The following is a 17,808-nucleotide window of genomic DNA, read 5'->3' as shown; positions in this document are numbered from 1 at the left end:
CGATACGCCGCGATGCCGACAAAGCAGCCGCTCAATTGAATAGGGACGGGGCCTGTCCTATCCTATAAACTGGTTGTGTTCGACCATGGCGACCGGTACCAAAGGTAGTTGTCGTGGCGTTTGGAGACGGGTTAGTCTTCCTTCTTTGCCGGCTGTGCTGGGTCGGATAGGCTGTCTCCGGGTTTAGATTCGTCGAAATGGGGGTGAGCGGCATGGGCATTCTGGACTTCATTTCCAAGCAATTTATCGACGTCATCCAGTGGACTGCCGACGAGCCGGGCGTGCTGGCTTCGCGTTTCCCGATGTCCGGCATGGAAATTCAGAACGGCGCCCAGCTCGTGGTGCGCGAGACGCAGAAGGCAGCCTTCTTCAATGAAGGCAAGATCGCCGACGTCTTCGGGCCAGGCACCTACACGCTCACGACGCAGACGCTGCCGGTGCTGACCTATCTGAAGAACTGGGAAAAGTTCTTCGAGTCGCCCTTCAAGTCGGACGTGTATTTCTTCGACACCAAGGACCAGATCGACCGCAAATGGGGCACCACCCAGCCTCTGACCGTCCGCGACAAGGAATATGGGCCGATCCGGCTGCGCGCCTTCGGCAACTATTCCTATGCCGTTGGCGATGTCGAGATGTTCTGGTCGCGCCTGGTCGGCACGGCCGAGCGCTCCACCTCCGAGATGATCGAAGGGCAGCTGCGCGGTGTCATCCTCACGGCCATCGCCACCACGCTCGGCCAGAGCAGCGTCGCCTTTATCGACATGGCGGCCAACCAGGAAGTCTTCTCGCAGAAGCTGGCGGAGGCGATCGGCCCGGCGCTCCAGGCTTACGGCATCGAGGTCAAGAGCTTCTACGTTCAGAGCCTGTCGCTGCCCGAGGAACTCCAGCGCGTCCTCGACAAGGTGAGTTCGATGAACATGCTGGGCGACCTCAATCGCTATGTCCAGTTCCAGACCGCCGAATCGATCCCGATCGCCGCCGAGAATCCGGGCGGCCTGGCGGGGGCGGGGGCCGGGCTGGGGGCAGGGCTGGCGATCGGCCAGGCCATGGGGCAGGGATTTGGCAACGCCGCCGCTCCGGCGCAACAGGTCCCGGCGCCGCCGGCCCAGCCGCCCGAGGATCCGATCCAGCTTCTCGAAAAGCTCGGTGGCTTGCTCGCCAAGGGAATCCTGACGCAGCAGGAATTCGACACCAAGAAGGCCGAACTGCTGTCGCGGATCAAGTGAGCCCGCAGCCGGCTCAGTTTGCCCATGCCTTGGCGCCGGAGGGTCCGGCGCATCCAACCGCCAACTCAGGGTCTTCATGCGCAAGTTCAACTGCCCGTCCTGCGGCGCGGATGTAACTTTCCGCTCGGCGCAATCGGTCTATGCCGTCTGCGCTCATTGCCAGTCCATGGTGGTGCGCACCGATGTCGAGGTGAAGTCGATCGGCGTGATGGCGACCCTGCCGGACGACATGAGCCCGTTGCAACTGGGCAGCGGCGGCGAGTTCGACGGGCAGTCCTTTACCCTTATCGGACGGCTGAAGATCGGCTGGCGCGACGGGCTATGGAACGAATGGCACCTGCTGATGGCGGATGGCCGGCGCGGCTGGATCGGTGAGGCACAAGGGTCCTTCTCCATCAGCTTTGAACTGGAGGGAGCCTTGCCCCGCGACGTCGAGGCGACGCTTGTTCATTGTCACGCGTTGCTGACAAGCGGCAACGATGCCTCCGACGCCAGGCCCGGCTTTACGGTGCAGCTCGGCAGCACCGCGCTGCGCGCGGTCGACATCAAGCTGGCGACCTGCCTGGGGTCGGAGGGCGAACTGCCCTTTGCCGCGCCCAAGGGCCGCCGGACGGTCGCGATCGACTGCATCGGCAGGCAGGGCGAGTTCGCCACGCTCGACCATGATGGCCGCGAGGCTCACGCCTATGTCGGCCGCTATCTGGAGTGGGATGCCTTCCGCTTCAGCAATCTGCGGCCGCTGGAGGGGTGGTGATGGGCGACCAGCCTTCGATCCTGCCGTCCGCCGAGCCGACGCCGCCGCCGCGCACGCCCGGCAAGCCGCGCACCTTCGCCTGCCCGAACTGCGGTGGGCCGGTCACGCTGCGTGCGGTCGGCCAGTCGATCACCGCCACCTGCAGCCAATGCTCGTCCCTGATCGACGTCGCCGACGAAAATCTGAGCATCATTCAGACGGCGCGATCGGCGATGCAGGACGCCGAGATTCCAATCGGCGCGCGCGCCCGCCTCAAGGATATCGAATGGGAAGTCGTCGGTTATATGCGGCGCAGCGACGGGCCCGGCGACTTCCAGTGGACCGAATACCTGCTGTTCAACCCCTATCACGGCTATCGGTTCCTGGCCGAGGAGTACGGCCACTGGACCCTGGTGAAGATGCTGAGCCGCGACGTGCCGGGCGCAGGCCGCGAGGGGTGGATCGACGCGAATGGGCGCAGCTACCAGTTCTTCGGCAAGGGCCTTGCCCGCACCACCTACGTCGCCGGCGAATTCTTCTGGCGGGCATCGACCTCCGACGTCACCGCCGTAACCGACTATATCGCGCCGCCCTACCGGCTGATGGTGGAGAAAAACGACGAGGAGATCATCGTCTCCGAGGGCGAGTATCTCGATGCGCGCGTCGTCGCCGCCGCCTTCAAGCTGCCGATCCCCGTACCTTCGTCCTCCTCCGCCGGCGTCAGCCAGGTCAATCCGCACAAGCAGTCGCTCGCCGTGATCGCCGCGGCAGTCGCGGTGGCTACGCTGGTGCAAATCGTCTCGCTGGCGATGTCGGCAAATGCGCTCGTCAGTTTGCAGACCTACGATCTGTCCGCCGCCAACAAGGGCAAGACCCTGGCCTCCAGGGCGTTCCGGCTGGACAAGGAGGGCAATATCGAGATCGAGACCATCTCGTACCTCACCAATGATTGGCTTGAGCTCGACATGGAGCTGGTCAACACCGACACCAACCGGGCCTATCCCGTGTTCCAGGCACTGGAGCATTACAGTGGCTATGATTCCGACGGCTCCTGGGAGGAGGGCGCCAACAGCACGAGTTCGCTGCTTCCGCCGGTTCCGCCAGGCACATATCAATTGCTGCTCGAGCCCGATGCCGGCGTCTTCTCCAAGCCGTCGTCACCGGCGCAGCGTGTCGTCATCTCGGTCCGACATGACGTGCCGGTCTGGTCGAACTACCTGATCGCCATGGCGCTGCTGCTGGTCGTGCCGGCCTTCGGCCTCATCAAACGGTCGATGTTCGAGAAGTCGCGCTGGGAAAAGGGTGGAGTTGCCGAGTGACAAGAGAGGGGAAGACATGAGCAAGGTACAGATGATCTATGCCGCGTTGGTCGTTCTCGGCATGTCGACGGCCAACTTCAACGGCTATGCCGTGACCGCAATGTTCAACGGCAAGCAGGCCGCCAACCGCGACGTCAACTCATACCACAAATAGGAGGCTTCAATGGATGCTAACGGCCTGATTGACCTGAAATTCGTCGTTGCCTCTTTGGTGTATTCCGGCCTGGGCCTCGTCGTCTTCGTCGTCGCCTTCGTGCTGCTTGACCTGCTGACCCCGAAGGTGCACGTCTGGAAGGAAATCTGCGAGAAGCAGAACATGGCGCTGGCGGTTTTCCTGGGGTCGGTGGCGATCGGCATCGCCATCATCATCGCCTCGGCCATCCATGGCTGACGGGCTACTCTCCGCCAGGTTGGCGTAAGGCGCGTTCGTGGAAATCCTGCTGCTCTTTTCGGCCTTCGTCATCGCGACCTGCGGGCTGGTCTACGAACTGATCGCCGGCACGCTGGCGAGCTACCTGCTCGGCGATTCCGTCACGCAGTTCTCCACCATCATCGGCGCCTATCTCTTCGCCATGGGCGTGGGGTCGTGGCTCTCGCGTTACATCGAACGCAATTTGCTCGCCTATTTCGTCCGCATCGAGATTTTGATCGGGGTGATCGGCGGTTCCTCGGCCGCGGCGCTTTTCATCCTGTTCGACCAGGTCGCCTCTTTCCGCTTCTGGCTTTATTTCCTGGTCGGCGTGATCGGCATCCTGGTCGGCGTCGAAATTCCCCTTTTGCTGCGCATCCTGGAGGGGCGGCTCACCTTCAAGGACCTGGTCTCCAAGGTCTTTACCTTCGACTATATCGGCGCGCTCTTCGCCTCGCTGCTTTTCCCGCTGGTGCTGGTGCCGCATCTCGGCCTGATCCGCTCCGGCTTCCTGTTCGGCATCCTCAACACCATGGTGGCGATCTGGATGCTCTATGCCAACAGGGCCGAGATGATACCAAGGCGGGGCGCGCACAAGGCCGCGGCCTTCGCGGTTCTGGCGCTGCTATCGGCCGGCTTCGTCTGGTCGGAACGCATCCAGTCGATCTCTGAGGCGAGCATTTATCCGGGCACGGTGATCTTTGCCGAATCGACGCCCTACCAACGCATCGTGGTCACCCGCCAGCAGCGCGACATCCGCCTTTTCCTCAATTCGAACCTGCAATTCTCTTCGCTGGACGAATATCGCTACCATGAGGCACTGGTGCATCCGGCGATGAGCGCGCTGAAGGCGCCGCGCAAAGTGCTGATCATCGGTGGCGGCGACGGGCTGGCGCTGCGAGAGGTTCTGAAATATCCGGCGGTCGAGGCGGTGACCATGGTCGATCTCGACCCCGCCATGACGCGCCTGTTCTCCAGCAACGAAATGATGACGGCCCTCAATGGCGGCGCGCTGTCCTCGCCCAAGCTGACACTTATCAATGCCGACGCCTTTCTGTGGCTGCGGGAACGCAAGCCCGCTGATCAGCGCTTCGATGCCGTGATCATCGACCTGCCGGACCCTTCCAACTTCTCGATCGGCAAGCTGTACTCGCTCACCTTCTACCGCCAGCTGAAATCGGCCCTGAACGACGACGGCATCGTGGTGATCCAGAGCACGTCGCCGCTGATCGCGCGCAAATCCTTCTGGTGCGTCGACAACACGCTGGCAGCTGCCGGTTACCAGACCGCCGCCTATCATCTCTTCGTGCCGTCGTTCGGGGAGTGGGGCTTCATCATCGGATCCTTCTCGCCCTATCAGGTGCCCCAGCACCTGCCCGAAGGGCTGCGCTTTCTCGACCTGCCGACCATGAAGGCGATGTTCCAGTTTCCGCCCGACATGGCGCATGTCATTACGGCCATCCAGCGGCTCGATGACCAGCCGCTGGTGCGCTATTTCGACGAGGAGTGGGGCGATTACCTCATTTATTGAAAGCCGGCACGCGGGGGTGGCCTTGCCATGAGCCGGATGACCCGCAAGCAGTTCCTGGCCCTTGGAGCCGCCTCGCTCGGGCTTGTCGGGTCCGGGCTGGCCGGCCGCGGATTGCTGGCCGGAAATGGGCTGTCCGGCGGCGGGGAGGGCGCGGTGCCCGGTGACCTTGTCGGCGCCTCCTCCTCCATCGGCCACAGGCTGCGCGGCGGCAGCTTCGCTGCACCCATCGAGATCCGCCGCACCGATGTCGTCATCGTCGGCGGAGGCGTGGCGGGCCTGGGCGCCGGCTACCGCCTCGCCAAAGCCGGCTATGACGATTTCCTGCTGCTCGACCTCGAAGCCGGTCCCGGCGGCAATGCCGCCAGCGGGCGCAACGAGGTCAGCGGCTTTCCCTGGGGCGCCCACTACGTGCCGTTGCTGACCCAGGAAGCCAAGGCGGTGCGGGCACTGTTCGAGGATTTCGGCATCATCACCGGCCACAGTCCGACGGGTGCACCGGTCTACGACGAGTATGCGCTGTGCGCCGACCCGACCGAGCGCCTCTACCGCTACGGGCGCTGGCAGGATGGCCTGGTGCCGGCAATAGGCCTCACCGCGGAGGAGGAGGTAGAGACTGGGCGCTTCTTCGCCACGATGCGCGATTTTCGCCGGCGCATCGGCAGCGACGGCCGGCGCGCCTTCGCCATTCCGCTCGATCTGAGCTCGCAGGACGCCGACCTGATGGCCCTCGACACTATTTCCATGACGGCCTGGATGGAGCATGAAGGCTATCGTTCGCCGGGGCTCGCCTGGTATGTCGATTATTGCTGCCGCGACGACTACGGCACGCGCTCGAAGGATGTCTCGGCCTGGGCCGGCATCCATTACTTCGCCTCGCGCAACGGCAGGGCGGCCGATGCCGACGAGCAGGGCCTGGTCACCTGGCCGGAAGGCAATGGCTATCTCACGCGCCGCCTCGCCGAGGTTCTCGGCCCGCGCGTGCGGCCGCGGGCGCTGGCCTTTGCCGTCGAAACGGTTGGTGACGGCGTGGCGGTCGACGTCTGGGATGCGGCTGAGGACAAGACCTTCCGCGTCGAGGCGAAGGCGGTGGTGCTGGCGACGCCGCATTTCGTTACCGCGCGGCTGATGAAGAATGCCGCCCTTGCCGCCGGCTTTTCCTATGCGCCCTGGGTGGTGGCCAACATCACGCTCGACAGTCTGCCCGGCGGCACGGGGGCAGGCCTCAGTTGGGACAATGTCGTCTTCGACAGCCCACTGCTCGGCTATGTCGTGGCCACCCACCAGATCACGCAGATGCGTCCCACGAAGACGGTGTTGACCTATTACTGGCCGCTCAGCCACCTGCCGCCGGAAGAGGCACGCCGGGAGGCCCTGGCGCGGCCGCTACAGGCCTGGCAGGACATCTTCCTCAAGGAGCTTCTGGCTGTCCACCCCGAGCTCGAAGGCCATGTCGTGCGAGCCGACGTCTGGGTCTGGGGGCATGCGATGATACGACCGGTGCCGGGCTTCATCTGGGGCGCGCAGCGGCGCGCGGGTCTCGCGCAGAAGCCGCCTATCTTCACCGCCCATTCCGACATGAGCGGCGTCTCCATCTTCGAGGAAGCCTATACGCACGGGGTTCGTGCGGCCGAGAATGCCATGGCCCATTTGGGCCATCCCTTCGAGACGGTGCTGTGATGGCGCATTCCTTGCTCAAGGCCCAACCCTGGATATTCTCCGCCCGCTTCGACCTCGGCTTCATCCTGGCGCCGGCGCTGGTGGTGACGCTGGCCGCCCTGGCCTGGTCGCTGTTCGGCGGCGCGGCAAGCGAGACGTCGCCCTGGGTCTGGCTGATGCTCGTGGTCGGCGTCGACGTGGCGCACGTCTATTCGACCCTGTTTCGCACCTATCTCGACCGTGCCGAGTTGAGCGCGCGGCCGTGGCTCTACGGCCTCACGCCGCTGCTCGCCTGGCTGGGCGGCTGCCTGCTTTACTGGTGCGGCAGCATGGTGTTCTGGCGTGTGCTCGCCTATGCCGCCGTGTTCCACTTCGTGCGCCAGCAATACGGGTTCATGATGATCTATGCCCGCCGGGAACGCGGCCTGCCGCCGCTCTTCCGCCGCATCGACATAGCGGCGATCTACGGCGCAACGCTCTATCCGCTGATCTACTGGCATTGCCACCAGCGGCAATTCTCCTGGTTTATCGAAGGCGATTTCATCCGCCTCGACCTGCCGCTGCTCGCCACCATCGCCGGCCTCGCCTATGGCGCCATCCTGGTCGCCTACGTTGTCAAGGAAGCCGCGCTGCTGCGCCGCAGCATCGGCTTCAACCTGCCACGCAATCTGCTGCTCGTCGGCACCGCGACGTCCTGGTTCATCGGCATCGTGCTGTTTGACAATGACCTCGTCTTCACCGGCACCAACATCATCGCCCACGGCATCCCCTATATCGCGCTGATCTGGGGCTATGGCCGCAACCAAGCGCGGCTGCAAGGCGGGCACAGTTCCTTCCTGGCGCCATGGATCGCCCATCTGTTCACCTGGCGGGCCGTGCCTGTCTACATGGCCGTTCTTTTCGGCCTCGCCTATCTGGAGGAGGGGTTTTGGGACGGCTTCGTCTGGCGCGAGCATGGCGGCCTGTTCGGCATCTTCGCGACCTTGCCGTCGCTCGGTTCTTCCGATGCACTGATCTGGCTGGCGCCGCTGCTTGCCATGCCCCAGGCCACCCACTACATCCTGGATGCCTTCATCTGGCGCATGCAGACAAGGGACACCAATTGGAAGCGGGTGCTGTTCGCGCAAGAACCGGGGCGGTCCTGATGGATATCCCCGTGACCGATCAGAACCAGACCGATCAGGCCCAGACCGTAGAGGATCGACCCTTCGCGCCTGGTCTGCATCTGCTCGTCGATTTCTGGGAGTGCCGCGGCCTGCTGGACGCCGAGGGCATCGAGCGTACGTTGCGCGAGGCGGCCGCAGCCTGCGGCGCCACGGTGCTCGACGTCATGCTGCACAATTTCGGCGATGGCGGCGGCATTACCGGCGTCGCGTTGCTCGCCGAATCCCATATCAGCATCCATACCTGGCCCGAGATCGACTATGCGGCCCTCGACATCTTCATGTGCGGCCGCTGCGACCCTCGAGCAGCCTTGCCGGTGCTGGAGGCCTGGTTCGCGCCGGGCAGTACGAGGATAACGGAGCACCGGCGGGGATGAGGATTGCCGCCAACATAGATCCAACAGCGAGATTGTGACTCCGCTACGGGCCGAGACCAATCAAGGCTTGAGTGCACATATGAGTGGTCGCTAAACTGACGCGAGATGACGGGTCTTCGTTGAATTGGGCGATGAAAATACTTCGACCGCGACCTAAGCCTAGGAAGGCTTACCCAAATAGCGACCGCTTTGGAGAGGACGGACGGCGCCTCTATAGCGCTTACCTTGGGACCGACCAGAAACAGCGCGTGAAGACCCGCAAGCGGAAACGGTTTGCCATGATCCTGGGTGGCACAGCAGTCGCTGCCGCAGTGAGCGTTTTGATGTACCTGATGTCCGCCGGCTAGCCATGCTCGACGACTGATCGAGCCTGTCGAAAGGTGCGTTCAACAGGGAAAACCGGCCTTTCTGAAGCCTGAGGTGAAAAGCTCGAGGGCGACTTTGTCGGCGAACGGGAGACCTGACATCAGCCGGACAGTCAGGTCGTGTTTCCTCGTCAGTGCTTCCTCGACTTCAGCGCGCGCCTTCTGCGTCTCGCCCAAATGTGCGTACGCGGCTGCGAGGAAGGCATGAATGAAGAATTGATCGCCGGCTTTTTGGTACGAACCGACGGCTTCGGAGTACCTTCCAAGCAGGAAGAGCGAGCTGCCCTTCACCTCCCAGAACCATATCGGAGGTAACGGGTCGCGCAGGAGCGCGGCTTCGAGCACGTTCAGCGCCGTGTCGGCCCGTCCGCCGTAGTTGAGCCAGCTTGCGTAGTCCCCCGCTATGTTCACGTCCAGCGGGTTAAGCGAGCGCGCTTGCTCGAAATGCACTCCCGCATCGCTGTGCTGGCGCATATGCGTAAGCACCAGCCCCATGCTCTGGTGACAGACGCCATCGCTCCTGTCGAGAGCGAGCGCCGTTCGTGCCGAGTCCCAGGCTTTCTGCAGCGTCCGCGGATCGTTGTCGTACCAAAATCGGCTAACAAGGGCCTGTGCGAGGAAAGCGTGGCCTTGGGCGAACGTCGAATCGAGCTCGACACACCGGACGAACAGGGGCTCGGCCTTGTCATTTTCGTATCGGTGGAAGTGCGCGCGCCCCTGCAGGTAGTAGTCGTATGCATCCCAATCGGCCGGAGGCTTGCGTCTGGTCCGGCTCGCCGAATCGGCCTCTGTTTGGCCTTCCACCATCGAGGCAATGAGAGCCGCAACCTCGTCTTGCAAAGCGAAGATGTCGTCGAGGGCCCGGTCGTAGCGTTGGGCCCACAGGTGGGTGCCGGTGGCGGCGTCAATCAACTGTGTGGTGATCCGAATGCGATCACCGAGCTTTCGCATGCTGCCTTCGACGAGGTAGCGAACGCCGAGTTTGCGATGGACTTCGGCAATGTCCAATGCCGGATCGCGAAACTGAAAAGATGAATTGCGCGCGATGACAAGGAGGGAGCGGAACCTGGCCAGCTCCGTAATGATGTCCTCGGTTATGCCGTCGCTGAGATACTGCTGGTCCTGATCGCCGCTCAAGTTGGCAAAAGGCAACACCGCAATCGACGGCTTGCCGGACGGTGGTATCGCTCTGCGCGATGCGCTCGCCACCGGCTCGACAGTCCCGGTGAAGCGGTAGCCGATGCGAGGCACCGTGGCGATCCACTCGCTGCCATTGTCCGCCGGACCGAGTGCCTTTCTTAGTGTCGCGATTTGGACGGTAAGGTTGCCTTCCTCGACGGCGGTCCCCGGCCAGGCAGCATCCATCAGCTCGGCCTTGGTCAGGATCTCACCCGGCCGTGCCGTAAGCGCAGCAAGCAGCGTCAGCCCACGATGCCCGACAGCGATCGGGATCTGCTCTTTGAGGAGCGTCCCGATGTCGGGATCGAGTACGAACGGACCAAAGGCGATGCGAGTCCCCTGCATGTGGGCATACTAGACGTTTCGGAAGTTTTCGGAACAGTTTCGGCACCGGCCTCTGGTCGCTTTCGAGGCTTATTCCCTGAACGCGCGCCGGGCGTAGAGGTCGTAGGTACACTCCCGGGCGCCGCAACGAGGGACAATACATCCAATGCGACCGGGCACATTGCGACCGCTGGTCAGGCGCTGGAAGCCTTTGTGCAGGCGGCGACACAACCGGTGATAGCTGGGCGAGCTTTGAAGGTCTCGAGCTGCGTGGATGAACAGCAGCACGACAAGCAGGGCCACCACTGCAGATCCCGGTGACGATCGCCATCAAGGCGAAGGTCGGTGTCGTGGAAATGTTCCGGGAAAAGTGGCCGGCGCCGTTGGGGTATGCCTGGGTGGCTTTTGGGGTGGCGCCGGCCTTAAGGCGGAAATGGGGTCCGCCGCCCATGAAGCGTAGCGGCCCCACCAATCAAGGGTATGGTGTGATCGCGTATGGCCCTGCCGGGAGGACACGCACCCCGCCTGGCTGCAGGATTTCCGCGAGAGCGCTTATCCCGCAAGGCTCTCCCTCAGGGCTGCTGCGCAAGCGGCCGAACAGCAGTACTTGCGCGATTGCTAAAATACTAAATAATGGTCAGAAGGATGTGGGGAGCCGTTGGGGAACGGCTGCAAGGGGCTTAGGTCGATGTATTTTCCGCGGTTTCTGGTGGGAATGCTGGCGACGTCGGTGGTCGTTGCTGCTTGGGTCTATCTCGACACGGGGTCCATCGGAAAGGGTGTGATCTGGGGCGTCATCGCCGCTTTTGTGGTGCAGGTGGGGTATTTCGCGCTTGTGTTTGGGCTCGTCTACGGGCGGCGGGACACTGAGCAGGATGCGAACGAAGCCGTTCCGGACGCCACAAAACGGCCGATCAAGCGCGCAGCTTCGCCGCCACAAGGGCGCGCTTGAAGATGCCAGATAATAATTCGGTGGCACCTGTTCGCCGTCGTTGCCGACAAAATACTGTTGACGTCAGGTCAACTAGGCACAATCATTTCGGATGTTCAGGGTGAGGGCGTTGCAATGAAACTCGTTGTCTTTGGCGTAGCACTGGTATTGGCAGCCACCGGAGCGGCTGTTGCGAAAGAGAAGAAAAAGGTGGCCACCGCTCAGGCTGCAACCTCGTGCTCTGCAGCTCATATGAAGGCTGGCAGAAAGCCGACCTCGAAAGCGGGGTGCAAATCGACCCGCACCGTCGTTGCGCAACCGTCAAATAACGCGGCAAACTTCCTGGATCATTATAATCCGCGCTTAGGGTATGACACCGATCCGTGGTTTTCGAACTGGCAATGATTGACGGCTGCTTCGGCTTCCGGGTCTTTCTTTGTCGGCGACGGCCAGAACCCATGGCGACACCGAATGCCACGCCAATGGCCAAGCGAAACCAATTCAATGTTGCCCGAGTCTGATGCGATCAGATCGCCAAAACGCGGACCATGCTCATTCTCTCCTTCGCGTATAGATCAGGGCCCAGCGAAAGAGATGCGTACCTAAACCGTACCTATCGCCCAAAATGGCGATTTTGCATGTGCGGTAAGTGCTTGAAAAAATTTGGCTCCCCGGGCCGGATTCGAACCAGCGACCAACCGGTTAACAGCCGGTTGCTCTACCACTGAGCTACCGGGGAACAGAGGCTCTCATGTGAGTGGCGCAGCCTATAGCAAACCCGTTTCGGCTTTGCAAAGAAGCATTTCGCATTTTTTAGCGCTTTTTCATGCAATGGTTTTTGGCAATCGCCTGATGACACCACATATGAGCCGTCTGGAATGCCGTCCGGCCCCGGTCGGCGGAACCAAAAAGGCGATTGCAGCCTTTGGTGCATATGGGTTTGTTGATGGCAACCGGATCGACGTTCGACATGACTGCAGCAGGCGAAAATCAGGAACCGGCGCGGAAAATCTCGGTGTTCGGCCGCGAGTTCACCATGCCGCGCTCACGCGGCCTCAGGATCGCCATCGGCATCGTGCTGGTGTTTTTCGGTCTTCTCGGCTTCCTGCCGATTCTCGGCTTCTGGATGATTCCGCTCGGTCTTTTGGTGCTTTCCTACGAATTTGCCGCAGTGCGGCGTCAGCGGCGGCGGTTCGTGGTCTGGTGGGAACGACGGCGCCGGCCGGGTTGAGAAACGCGGCGCGCGGTGCCGGCTCAGCGGCCGCGCCTTTCCAGCCCCTCGCAGATTTCCTTGAGAATGGCGGCGGCGGAAGCCAGCCGCGCCCGATCGTGCGGCGAAAGCTGGTTTGCACCCTCGATGGCGAGGCAGTCGATGGCGTAGTGCACAAGCTGTTGGCAGCGCAGCAGCGACAATCTGCGCGAAGGGCTGATTTTCCGGTCTGCCGCGGCCCTTTGCATGGGCTACCTCCACCTCCCGCAACGTAAAGGTGCGGGTTTGAGTTTCGCCTGCCAGGCAGTCATGCTTAACGAGTGGCTAATATACCGGTGCGCCAAGCGGTTGAACCGCTCGGGAACCACGTTGCGGAGGCTGACGCGGAAAGCGCGCCGGAATGCTGCGCGGACGCTTGACGACCTTTCGTCGCCACCATATTGAGTTCGCTCGCCGGGAGCGACGAGGCCTCGTGGCGGAGTGGTTACGCAGAGGACTGCAAATCCTTGCACCCCGGTTCGATTCCGGGCGAGGCCTCCAGTTGCTTCAGCTCCCGCGCGGCGGGGGCTTGAGTTCCGGTCGAATGCGCCGCAGTGTTGGCGCGGCAAGCGCATTTCAGCGCATTGGTTTTTGACGGATTGGTTGGGACATGAGCGCTGATTTCTCCGAACTTCGCGTCAAGATGGTCGACGGCCAGGTCCGCACCACCGACGTGACCGACGCGGCATTGCTCGACGCCATGCTTGCCGTTCCGCGCGAGGCCTTTGTTGGCGCGGCGCAACAGGCTCTTGCCTACATTGACGAGGACATCCGCATCTCCGACGGCGGCGATGGCGGCGGTGCGCGCTACCTCATGGAGCCGTCGCCGCTGGCCAAGCTTTTGCAGCTGGCCGAGATCGACGCGAGCGATTCGGTGCTCGATGTCGGTTGCGGCACAGGCTATTGCGCAGCACTCCTGTCGAGGCTGGCAAAATCCGTCATTGCGCTGGAAAGCGATGCCGGACTGGCAGAAACGGCCAAGGCCGCACTCTCGGCGCAGGGCTGCGACAATGTCGCCGTGGTCACCGGGCCGCTGCCGCAGGGCCATGCCGCCAAGGCGCCCTACAATGTGATTCTGATCGGCGGCAGCGTCGAGGAAGTGCCGGTGGCGCTGCTCGGCCAGCTTGCCGAAGGCGGTCGGCTGGTGGCTGTCGAAGGGCAGGGCAATGCGGGCGTGGCCCGCTTGTTTTTCAAGGCAGGGGGGGTTGTAACCGGGAGACGGGCATTTAATGCGGCAATTAAGCCACTACCGGGATTTGAACGTATTCACGCGTTCGAATTCTAAGTGATTTTGCCTTGCAGCAAAGGCGCTGTCATGTTGGCTTGCGATTGGACAATCGTTGCTGATTTGGTTAACCGGTGTTTCGGGAGGCCGTCAGCGGGGGAACGATAAATCGACGCGGCGCTGGCTGATCCCTCGGGGTGGGCTGGCGTGGCGTGGTTCCCGTGCAAAACGAATGAGGGATTAAAAGTGCCGTCCTTAGCCAAGAGTTTGTTTGTTACCGTCCTCATTTCCGCGACAGCGCTTTCGCCGATAGCCGCCTCGGCGGAAACCATTCTCGGTGCGCTTTCCAAGGCCTACCAGAACAATTCGTCGCTGAATTCGGCCCGTGCGGGCGTGCGCGTCACCGATGAGGGCGTGCCGATCGCCAAGTCGGGGTACAGGCCGGTCATTACCGGGGATGCTGATGTCGGCTACTCCAGCCGGCATCTCAACGGCTCGATCGCCGGCACTCGTCTGACCACTGGCAGCTTCGGCGTTACCATCAATCAGATGCTGTTCGACGGCTTTCAGACCAAGAACAACGTCGCGGCGGCCGAGGCGCAGGTCAAGGCGTCGGTCGAGACCCTGCGCAACACCGAAGAGAACACGCTGTTCAATGCGGCAAGCGCCTATATGGATGTCATCCACGACCGTCAGGTCGCGGTGCTGACGGAACAGAATTTGCAGTTCCTGACCGAGCAGGCGCGCGCGGCGCGCTCGCGCTTCGAGGTCGGTGAAGGCACGCGCACCGACGTGGCGCAGGCCGACGCCTCGCGCTCGTCCGCGGTGGCGCAGTTGAGTGCCGCCCGTGCGCAGGCGCTGGCCAGTGCCGCGACCTACCGCCAGATCGTCGGCGACGAGCCGGGTAAGCTCAAGGCGGCGTCGCCACTGGCGAAGCTTCTGCCCAGGAGTCTCGATGCCGCGATCACGATCGCCTCGACCGAGCATCCGGCCATTCTCGCCACCGAGCATCTGGTCGATGCGGCGGCGTTTTCAGTGAAATCGCAGGAAGGGGCGCTGCTGCCGCAACTGACCGCTTCCGCCAACGTTTCGGACGACTACTCCAAGAACTCGCCCGCTTCCGGGGGGTCGTCGCCAAATGGTACGACCAGGTCCGCCAGCATCGGCGCCACGCTGACCATCCCGATCTATTCGGGCGGACGCACCTCGGCCCTGGTTCGCCGGTCGAAGGAATCGCTTGGCCAGGCTCGCATCGAGGTCGATGTCAGCCGTGACCAGGTGCGCCAGGCCGTGACGTCGGCATGGACGCAATACACCGCCGCCCAGGAGAGCGTCGACGCCAACCGGCAGGTTATCGCCGCCGCACAACTGGCGCTCAACGGCGTCATCGAGGAGCGCAATGTCGGCCAGCGCACCACGCTCGACGTGTTGAACGCCCAGAACGCCGTCATCTCAGCCAAGATCGACCTCGCCAGCTCCGAGCGCGATGTGGTCGTGGCGAGCTATGCCATCCTTTCGGCCATGGGCCGTCTGTCGGTCGAGCGCCTGGCGTTGAATGTGGTGAAGTACAAGCCTGAAGAGCACTACAGGGCCGTCAAGGACAAGTGGATCGGCCTGCGCACGCCGGACGGCCGCTGATCGTCCCTAGGCGGTTCAAAACCCGCCAGGATTGAAGCATTGGAGCGCCGCGCATCCGGGGATGCGCGGCGCTATCCTTTTGTACCGACATGATCTTTTCCCAAAGAAGGTTTTCGGTCCGGGCCATGTCTAAATTGTTGAAATCCCGCGTCTCCAGAGATTGGGGATTCTCCGATGGCGATCCGTCGGCTACGCTGTCGCCATGATTCGTGTCCGGCTTTGACGGACAGGAATCTGCAAAACGGGTCACAAGGGCGGCGGATGTGACAATGGCGACGGCAAGCAGCGCGCAGCGCGAACCTTCCATGGAAGAAATACTGGCTTCCATCAGGAGGATCATCGAAGACAGCGACACCGGTCGCAAGCAGCCGGGTGACGCTGATGAGTTGCGCCAGGACCTTGTGCCGGCCTCGGATGTCGAGGCCTTCCGGAGCGAGCTGCACAGCGCGGCCGAAAGCAAGAAGCCGGTGACGCTGGCCGAGGTGCAGGCGCAACTGGCAGAACCGGTGGTGGCACGGTTGGAGCCGCGTTCCGAGCCGGCTCCGGTGAGGCCCGCGACGCCGGCAAATCCTGCTCCTACGGCCGTCGCGCCCCCCGCGCATGCGCCGATGACTCTGGCAGAAGTGAGCGCCAGGATAGCCAGCGAGTCTGCTCCGGCGGCCAGGGCAGAAGCGCCGGCCCGGCCGAAGGCGGAAACCACCGACCAGATCGTCACCGATTGGCGGCGCGAAATTGCAGCCGTCGGCAGTCAGGCAAAGCCCGCCGACGTGGCCAAGCCCCTGGACGTCAGGCCGCAAGAGGTCAGGCCGCAAGAGGTCAGGCAGCAAGAGGTCACGCAGCAAGAGACCGAGAAGCGGCAGGCTGCTGCTGCGGAGATTGAGGCTTTCGAGGACGATTTCGCGGCCGAGCCGGCTTTCGAGCCTGGCCCTTCGCACCGCGAGCAGGCGCGCCAAGCCGATGCAACGCATGTTCGCCCGGCGATCGTTTCGGAACACACGGGACGGCAAGTCGCCGCAGCCTTCGGCGAGCTCTCCGACGCCTTTGCCAGCCGTAGCAAGAAGACCTTCGACGAGATGGCCGAGGAAATGCTGAGGCCGATGCTGCAGGACTGGCTGGACAACAATCTGCCGACGCTGGTCGAGCGGCTGGTGCGCGAGGAAATAGAGCGCGTCGCGCGCGGCGCGCAGTAAACTCCCCCAACGCTCACTCTCGAAACGCCGCCCATGAGGCGGCGTTTTTTGTCGATGAGTTCAGCCCGCGCTCGTCGCGAAGCAGATGAGGTTGCCGTCGGGATCCTTGATGATGAACGTGCGGGCGCCCCAGGGTTCGGTCCGCAATGTCTGATGGAACGGGGCGTTGGCCGCCTGATACTCTAGAAACAGAGCCTTGATGTTGTCGACAATGATCGTCGCCGCCAGCAGGTCATCGGTCGAATTGGCGGCGAGTGGAGGCTTGTCGACATGGCGCAGGTTGAGCCGTGCGCCATCGCGGATGATTTGGGCGTAGAAGGGCGGCTCGCCATAGGTGAAGCGCGTCTCGAAGCCGAGCTTTTGCCGGTAGAAATTACAGGCCGCTGCGATGTCGCAGACAAAGAGCTGTGGCTCGGCAAAGGCAAGATGCGGTTTTGCGGCGTCTGCTGCTGCATGATCGGTCACGGTTTGAAGGCCTTCCTTCAGCGCCTGCCAGCTCTCGAAACCTGACTTCCTGGCGACGAGTTCCTGGGCATCGGCAAGCTTGAAGCCGTGATCGAGGATTTGGCTGTCGCTGAGATGGTGAAAACGCGGCAAGAGCCATCCAATCACAGCGGCGACGGGATAATGCCGTTCGCGGTGCCATTTGAGATAGAGCTTGGCCTGTTTCTTGTGGTGTTCGAGGGTCGGCATGGGCGCATTGCTGGGTTGAGGTGGTGTAGGCGGGCAATGCCCCTCCGGCTGGAAGCCGATGCGCCCTACAGCAGCGTGAGCAAGGTATGGTGGCCAGGCTGCTCCGTCAAGCATATTGCCCTTTCAAAGGCATATGCGATCGCTATTCTGGGTCGATGGACCGAGAGTTGACGTACAGCTTCCGATTGCGGGCAAAGGTTCCGATGCTGACCGACGAAGAGTACCGGGAGGTCGTCGGCGACCCTGCAACTCTCTATTTCCAGGTAAAGAGATTCACCTCCCGGCATGGCCTGTGGACGGAAATGAAGCATCCTGCAGCCGATCGCTATCGCGAACTCACCGGCGTTACACTTCATCATACGTCCTGGCTCCTGCATGTCCGCCGCTCCGACTACGGCCGCGACTGTCCGGCATGCGGAAAGCTGTATCGGACACCAAGGGCAAAGCTCTGCGCCGAATGCGGACACGGCGTGCGTTGAAATGACCGGGACGACGCCTATTTGCCGTTGATGGGTCATGGCTGCCGCCCGCGGTTGACTTGGCCAAGACCTTCCGATTTACACCGAACCAACAAAATCCCGACAGCGCGGACCATTTTCC

19 protein-coding genes and 2 tRNA genes are annotated in these 17,808 nt (G+C 62.6%); 17 read left to right on the top strand and 4 right to left on the bottom strand.

The genetic code is table 11. The features are described from left to right. Positions 1–212: 212 nt before the first annotated feature. The 9 genes from AC1DYC_RS08720 (at position 213) to speD (ending at position 8,414) form a co-directional block, all read left to right on the top strand. Positions 213–1,226, top strand: coding sequence for an SPFH domain-containing protein (locus AC1DYC_RS08720; RefSeq protein WP_477405478.1), 1,014 nt, complete (start codon positions 213–215; stop codon positions 1,224–1,226). 76 nt (positions 1,227–1,302) lie between these two features. After that, entirely contained in the window at positions 1,303–1,980 is a 678-nt protein-coding gene (locus AC1DYC_RS08715; protein WP_477405476.1) for a DUF4178 domain-containing protein, read from the top strand. After that, a complete protein-coding gene (locus AC1DYC_RS08710) occupies positions 1,980–3,278 on the top strand; it encodes a DUF4178 domain-containing protein (RefSeq protein WP_477405474.1) in 1,299 nt (432 codons plus the stop codon). Before AC1DYC_RS08715 ends, AC1DYC_RS08710 begins: the two co-directional genes overlap by 1 nt. A gap of 16 nt (positions 3,279–3,294) precedes the next feature. Next, on the top strand, positions 3,295–3,432 hold the full coding sequence (locus AC1DYC_RS08705) for a hypothetical protein (RefSeq protein ID WP_477280944.1): 138 nt from the start codon (positions 3,295–3,297) through the stop codon (positions 3,430–3,432). Positions 3,433–3,441: 9 nt separating this feature from the next. Then, positions 3,442–3,669, top strand: coding sequence for a DUF350 domain-containing protein (locus AC1DYC_RS08700; RefSeq protein WP_477405472.1), 228 nt, complete (start codon positions 3,442–3,444; stop codon positions 3,667–3,669). Positions 3,670–3,706: 37 nt separating this feature from the next. Beyond that, positions 3,707–5,218, top strand: coding sequence for a polyamine aminopropyltransferase (locus AC1DYC_RS08695; RefSeq protein ID WP_477405470.1), 1,512 nt, complete (start codon positions 3,707–3,709; stop codon positions 5,216–5,218). Positions 5,219–5,245: 27 nt separating this feature from the next. After that, the gene (locus tag AC1DYC_RS08690; RefSeq protein WP_477405468.1) at positions 5,246–6,895 is read left to right on the top strand and encodes an FAD-dependent oxidoreductase; all 1,650 of its coding nucleotides are present in this window, start codon (positions 5,246–5,248) and stop codon (positions 6,893–6,895) included. Next, positions 6,895–8,019, top strand: a complete 1,125-nt coding sequence (locus AC1DYC_RS08685) for a hypothetical protein (RefSeq protein ID WP_477405466.1) — start codon at positions 6,895–6,897, stop codon at positions 8,017–8,019. The genes AC1DYC_RS08690 and AC1DYC_RS08685 overlap by 1 nt, the downstream gene beginning before the upstream one ends. An 11-nt stretch (positions 8,020–8,030) precedes the next feature. Next, complete coding sequence (gene speD / locus AC1DYC_RS08680; protein ID WP_477405464.1) at positions 8,031–8,414, top strand: adenosylmethionine decarboxylase; 384 nt, start codon at positions 8,031–8,033, stop codon at positions 8,412–8,414. A 386-nt stretch (positions 8,415–8,800) separates the two neighbouring features. Here speD and AC1DYC_RS08675 read toward each other — a convergent pair whose 3' ends face one another. After that, entirely contained in the window at positions 8,801–10,303 is a 1,503-nt protein-coding gene (locus AC1DYC_RS08675; protein ID WP_477405462.1) for a winged helix-turn-helix domain-containing tetratricopeptide repeat protein, read from the bottom strand. A 667-nt stretch (positions 10,304–10,970) separates the two neighbouring features. On the opposite strand from AC1DYC_RS08675, the gene AC1DYC_RS08670 reads away from it, so the two are divergent. Further along, positions 10,971–11,234, top strand: a complete 264-nt coding sequence (locus AC1DYC_RS08670; RefSeq protein ID WP_477405460.1) for a hypothetical protein — start codon at positions 10,971–10,973, stop codon at positions 11,232–11,234. Positions 11,235–11,348: 114 nt separating this feature from the next. Next, positions 11,349–11,618, top strand: coding sequence for a hypothetical protein (locus tag AC1DYC_RS08665; protein ID WP_477405459.1), 270 nt, complete (start codon positions 11,349–11,351; stop codon positions 11,616–11,618). Between the two features lie 259 nt (positions 11,619–11,877). On the opposite strand, the gene AC1DYC_RS08660 is transcribed toward AC1DYC_RS08665, so the two are convergent. Beyond that, a tRNA-Asn gene (locus AC1DYC_RS08660) sits at positions 11,878–11,952 on the bottom strand. A gap of 231 nt (positions 11,953–12,183) precedes the next feature. Between AC1DYC_RS08660 and AC1DYC_RS08655 the strand changes: the two genes are divergently transcribed. Continuing rightward, positions 12,184–12,444 (top strand): hypothetical protein, encoded by a 261-nt coding sequence (locus AC1DYC_RS08655; RefSeq protein ID WP_477408219.1) that lies wholly within the window; start codon positions 12,184–12,186, stop codon positions 12,442–12,444. Between the two features lie 23 nt (positions 12,445–12,467). On the opposite strand, the gene AC1DYC_RS08650 is transcribed toward AC1DYC_RS08655, so the two are convergent. Continuing rightward, positions 12,468–12,671, bottom strand: coding sequence for a hypothetical protein (locus tag AC1DYC_RS08650; RefSeq protein WP_477405457.1), 204 nt, complete (start codon positions 12,669–12,671; stop codon positions 12,468–12,470). Between the two features lie 218 nt (positions 12,672–12,889). Here AC1DYC_RS08650 and AC1DYC_RS08645 point away from each other — a divergent pair. From AC1DYC_RS08645 to AC1DYC_RS08630, 4 genes are all read left to right on the top strand, one after another. Beyond that, a tRNA-Cys gene (locus AC1DYC_RS08645) sits at positions 12,890–12,963 on the top strand. Between the two features lie 109 nt (positions 12,964–13,072). Then, positions 13,073–13,747 carry a protein-L-isoaspartate O-methyltransferase family protein gene (locus tag AC1DYC_RS08640; protein ID WP_477405455.1) on the top strand — a complete coding sequence of 225 codons (675 nt, stop codon included), beginning with the start codon at positions 13,073–13,075 and terminating at the stop codon, positions 13,745–13,747. Positions 13,748–13,933: 186 nt separating this feature from the next. Then, positions 13,934–15,325, top strand: a complete 1,392-nt coding sequence (locus tag AC1DYC_RS08635; RefSeq protein WP_477405453.1) for a TolC family outer membrane protein — start codon at positions 13,934–13,936, stop codon at positions 15,323–15,325. Positions 15,326–15,594: 269 nt separating this feature from the next. Next, positions 15,595–16,515, top strand: a complete 921-nt coding sequence (locus AC1DYC_RS08630) for a PopZ family protein (protein WP_477405451.1) — start codon at positions 15,595–15,597, stop codon at positions 16,513–16,515. A 60-nt stretch (positions 16,516–16,575) separates the two neighbouring features. Here AC1DYC_RS08630 and AC1DYC_RS08625 read toward each other — a convergent pair whose 3' ends face one another. Then, the gene (locus tag AC1DYC_RS08625) at positions 16,576–17,208 is read right to left on the bottom strand and encodes a bleomycin resistance protein (RefSeq protein ID WP_477405449.1); all 633 of its coding nucleotides are present in this window, start codon (positions 17,206–17,208) and stop codon (positions 16,576–16,578) included. 203 nt (positions 17,209–17,411) lie between these two features. Between AC1DYC_RS08625 and AC1DYC_RS08620 the strand changes: the two genes are divergently transcribed. Further along, positions 17,412–17,687, top strand: a complete 276-nt coding sequence (locus tag AC1DYC_RS08620) for a hypothetical protein (RefSeq protein WP_477405447.1) — start codon at positions 17,412–17,414, stop codon at positions 17,685–17,687. Positions 17,688–17,808: the final 121 nt, after the last annotated feature.

The sequence above is a fragment of the Mesorhizobium sp. P2_E7 genome (assembly GCF_056403855.1).
This window is presented reverse-complemented; position numbering and strand designations above follow the sequence as displayed.

Coding starts and splice junctions, on each gene's coding strand:
- AC1DYC_RS08720 (WP_477405478.1), top strand. CDS start 213: ATGGGCATTCTGGACTTCATTTCCAAGCAATTTATCGACGTCATCCAG.
- AC1DYC_RS08715 (WP_477405476.1), top strand. CDS start 1,303: ATGCGCAAGTTCAACTGCCCGTCCTGCGGCGCGGATGTAACTTTCCGC.
- AC1DYC_RS08710 (WP_477405474.1), top strand. CDS start 1,980: ATGGGCGACCAGCCTTCGATCCTGCCGTCCGCCGAGCCGACGCCGCCG.
- AC1DYC_RS08705 (WP_477280944.1), top strand. CDS start 3,295: ATGAGCAAGGTACAGATGATCTATGCCGCGTTGGTCGTTCTCGGCATG.
- AC1DYC_RS08700 (WP_477405472.1), top strand. CDS start 3,442: ATGGATGCTAACGGCCTGATTGACCTGAAATTCGTCGTTGCCTCTTTG.
- AC1DYC_RS08690 (WP_477405468.1), top strand. CDS start 5,246: ATGAGCCGGATGACCCGCAAGCAGTTCCTGGCCCTTGGAGCCGCCTCG.
- AC1DYC_RS08685 (WP_477405466.1), top strand. CDS start 6,895: ATGGCGCATTCCTTGCTCAAGGCCCAACCCTGGATATTCTCCGCCCGC.
- AC1DYC_RS08675 (WP_477405462.1), bottom strand. CDS start 10,303: ATGCAGGGGACTCGCATCGCCTTTGGTCCGTTCGTACTCGATCCCGAC.
- AC1DYC_RS08670 (WP_477405460.1), top strand. CDS start 10,971: ATGTATTTTCCGCGGTTTCTGGTGGGAATGCTGGCGACGTCGGTGGTC.
- AC1DYC_RS08665 (WP_477405459.1), top strand. CDS start 11,349: ATGAAACTCGTTGTCTTTGGCGTAGCACTGGTATTGGCAGCCACCGGA.
- AC1DYC_RS08655 (WP_477408219.1), top strand. CDS start 12,184: ATGACTGCAGCAGGCGAAAATCAGGAACCGGCGCGGAAAATCTCGGTG.
- AC1DYC_RS08650 (WP_477405457.1), bottom strand. CDS start 12,671: ATGCAAAGGGCCGCGGCAGACCGGAAAATCAGCCCTTCGCGCAGATTG.
- AC1DYC_RS08640 (WP_477405455.1), top strand. CDS start 13,073: ATGAGCGCTGATTTCTCCGAACTTCGCGTCAAGATGGTCGACGGCCAG.
- AC1DYC_RS08630 (WP_477405451.1), top strand. CDS start 15,595: ATGGCGACGGCAAGCAGCGCGCAGCGCGAACCTTCCATGGAAGAAATA.
- AC1DYC_RS08625 (WP_477405449.1), bottom strand. CDS start 17,208: ATGCCGACCCTCGAACACCACAAGAAACAGGCCAAGCTCTATCTCAAA.
- AC1DYC_RS08620 (WP_477405447.1), top strand. CDS start 17,412: ATGCTGACCGACGAAGAGTACCGGGAGGTCGTCGGCGACCCTGCAACT.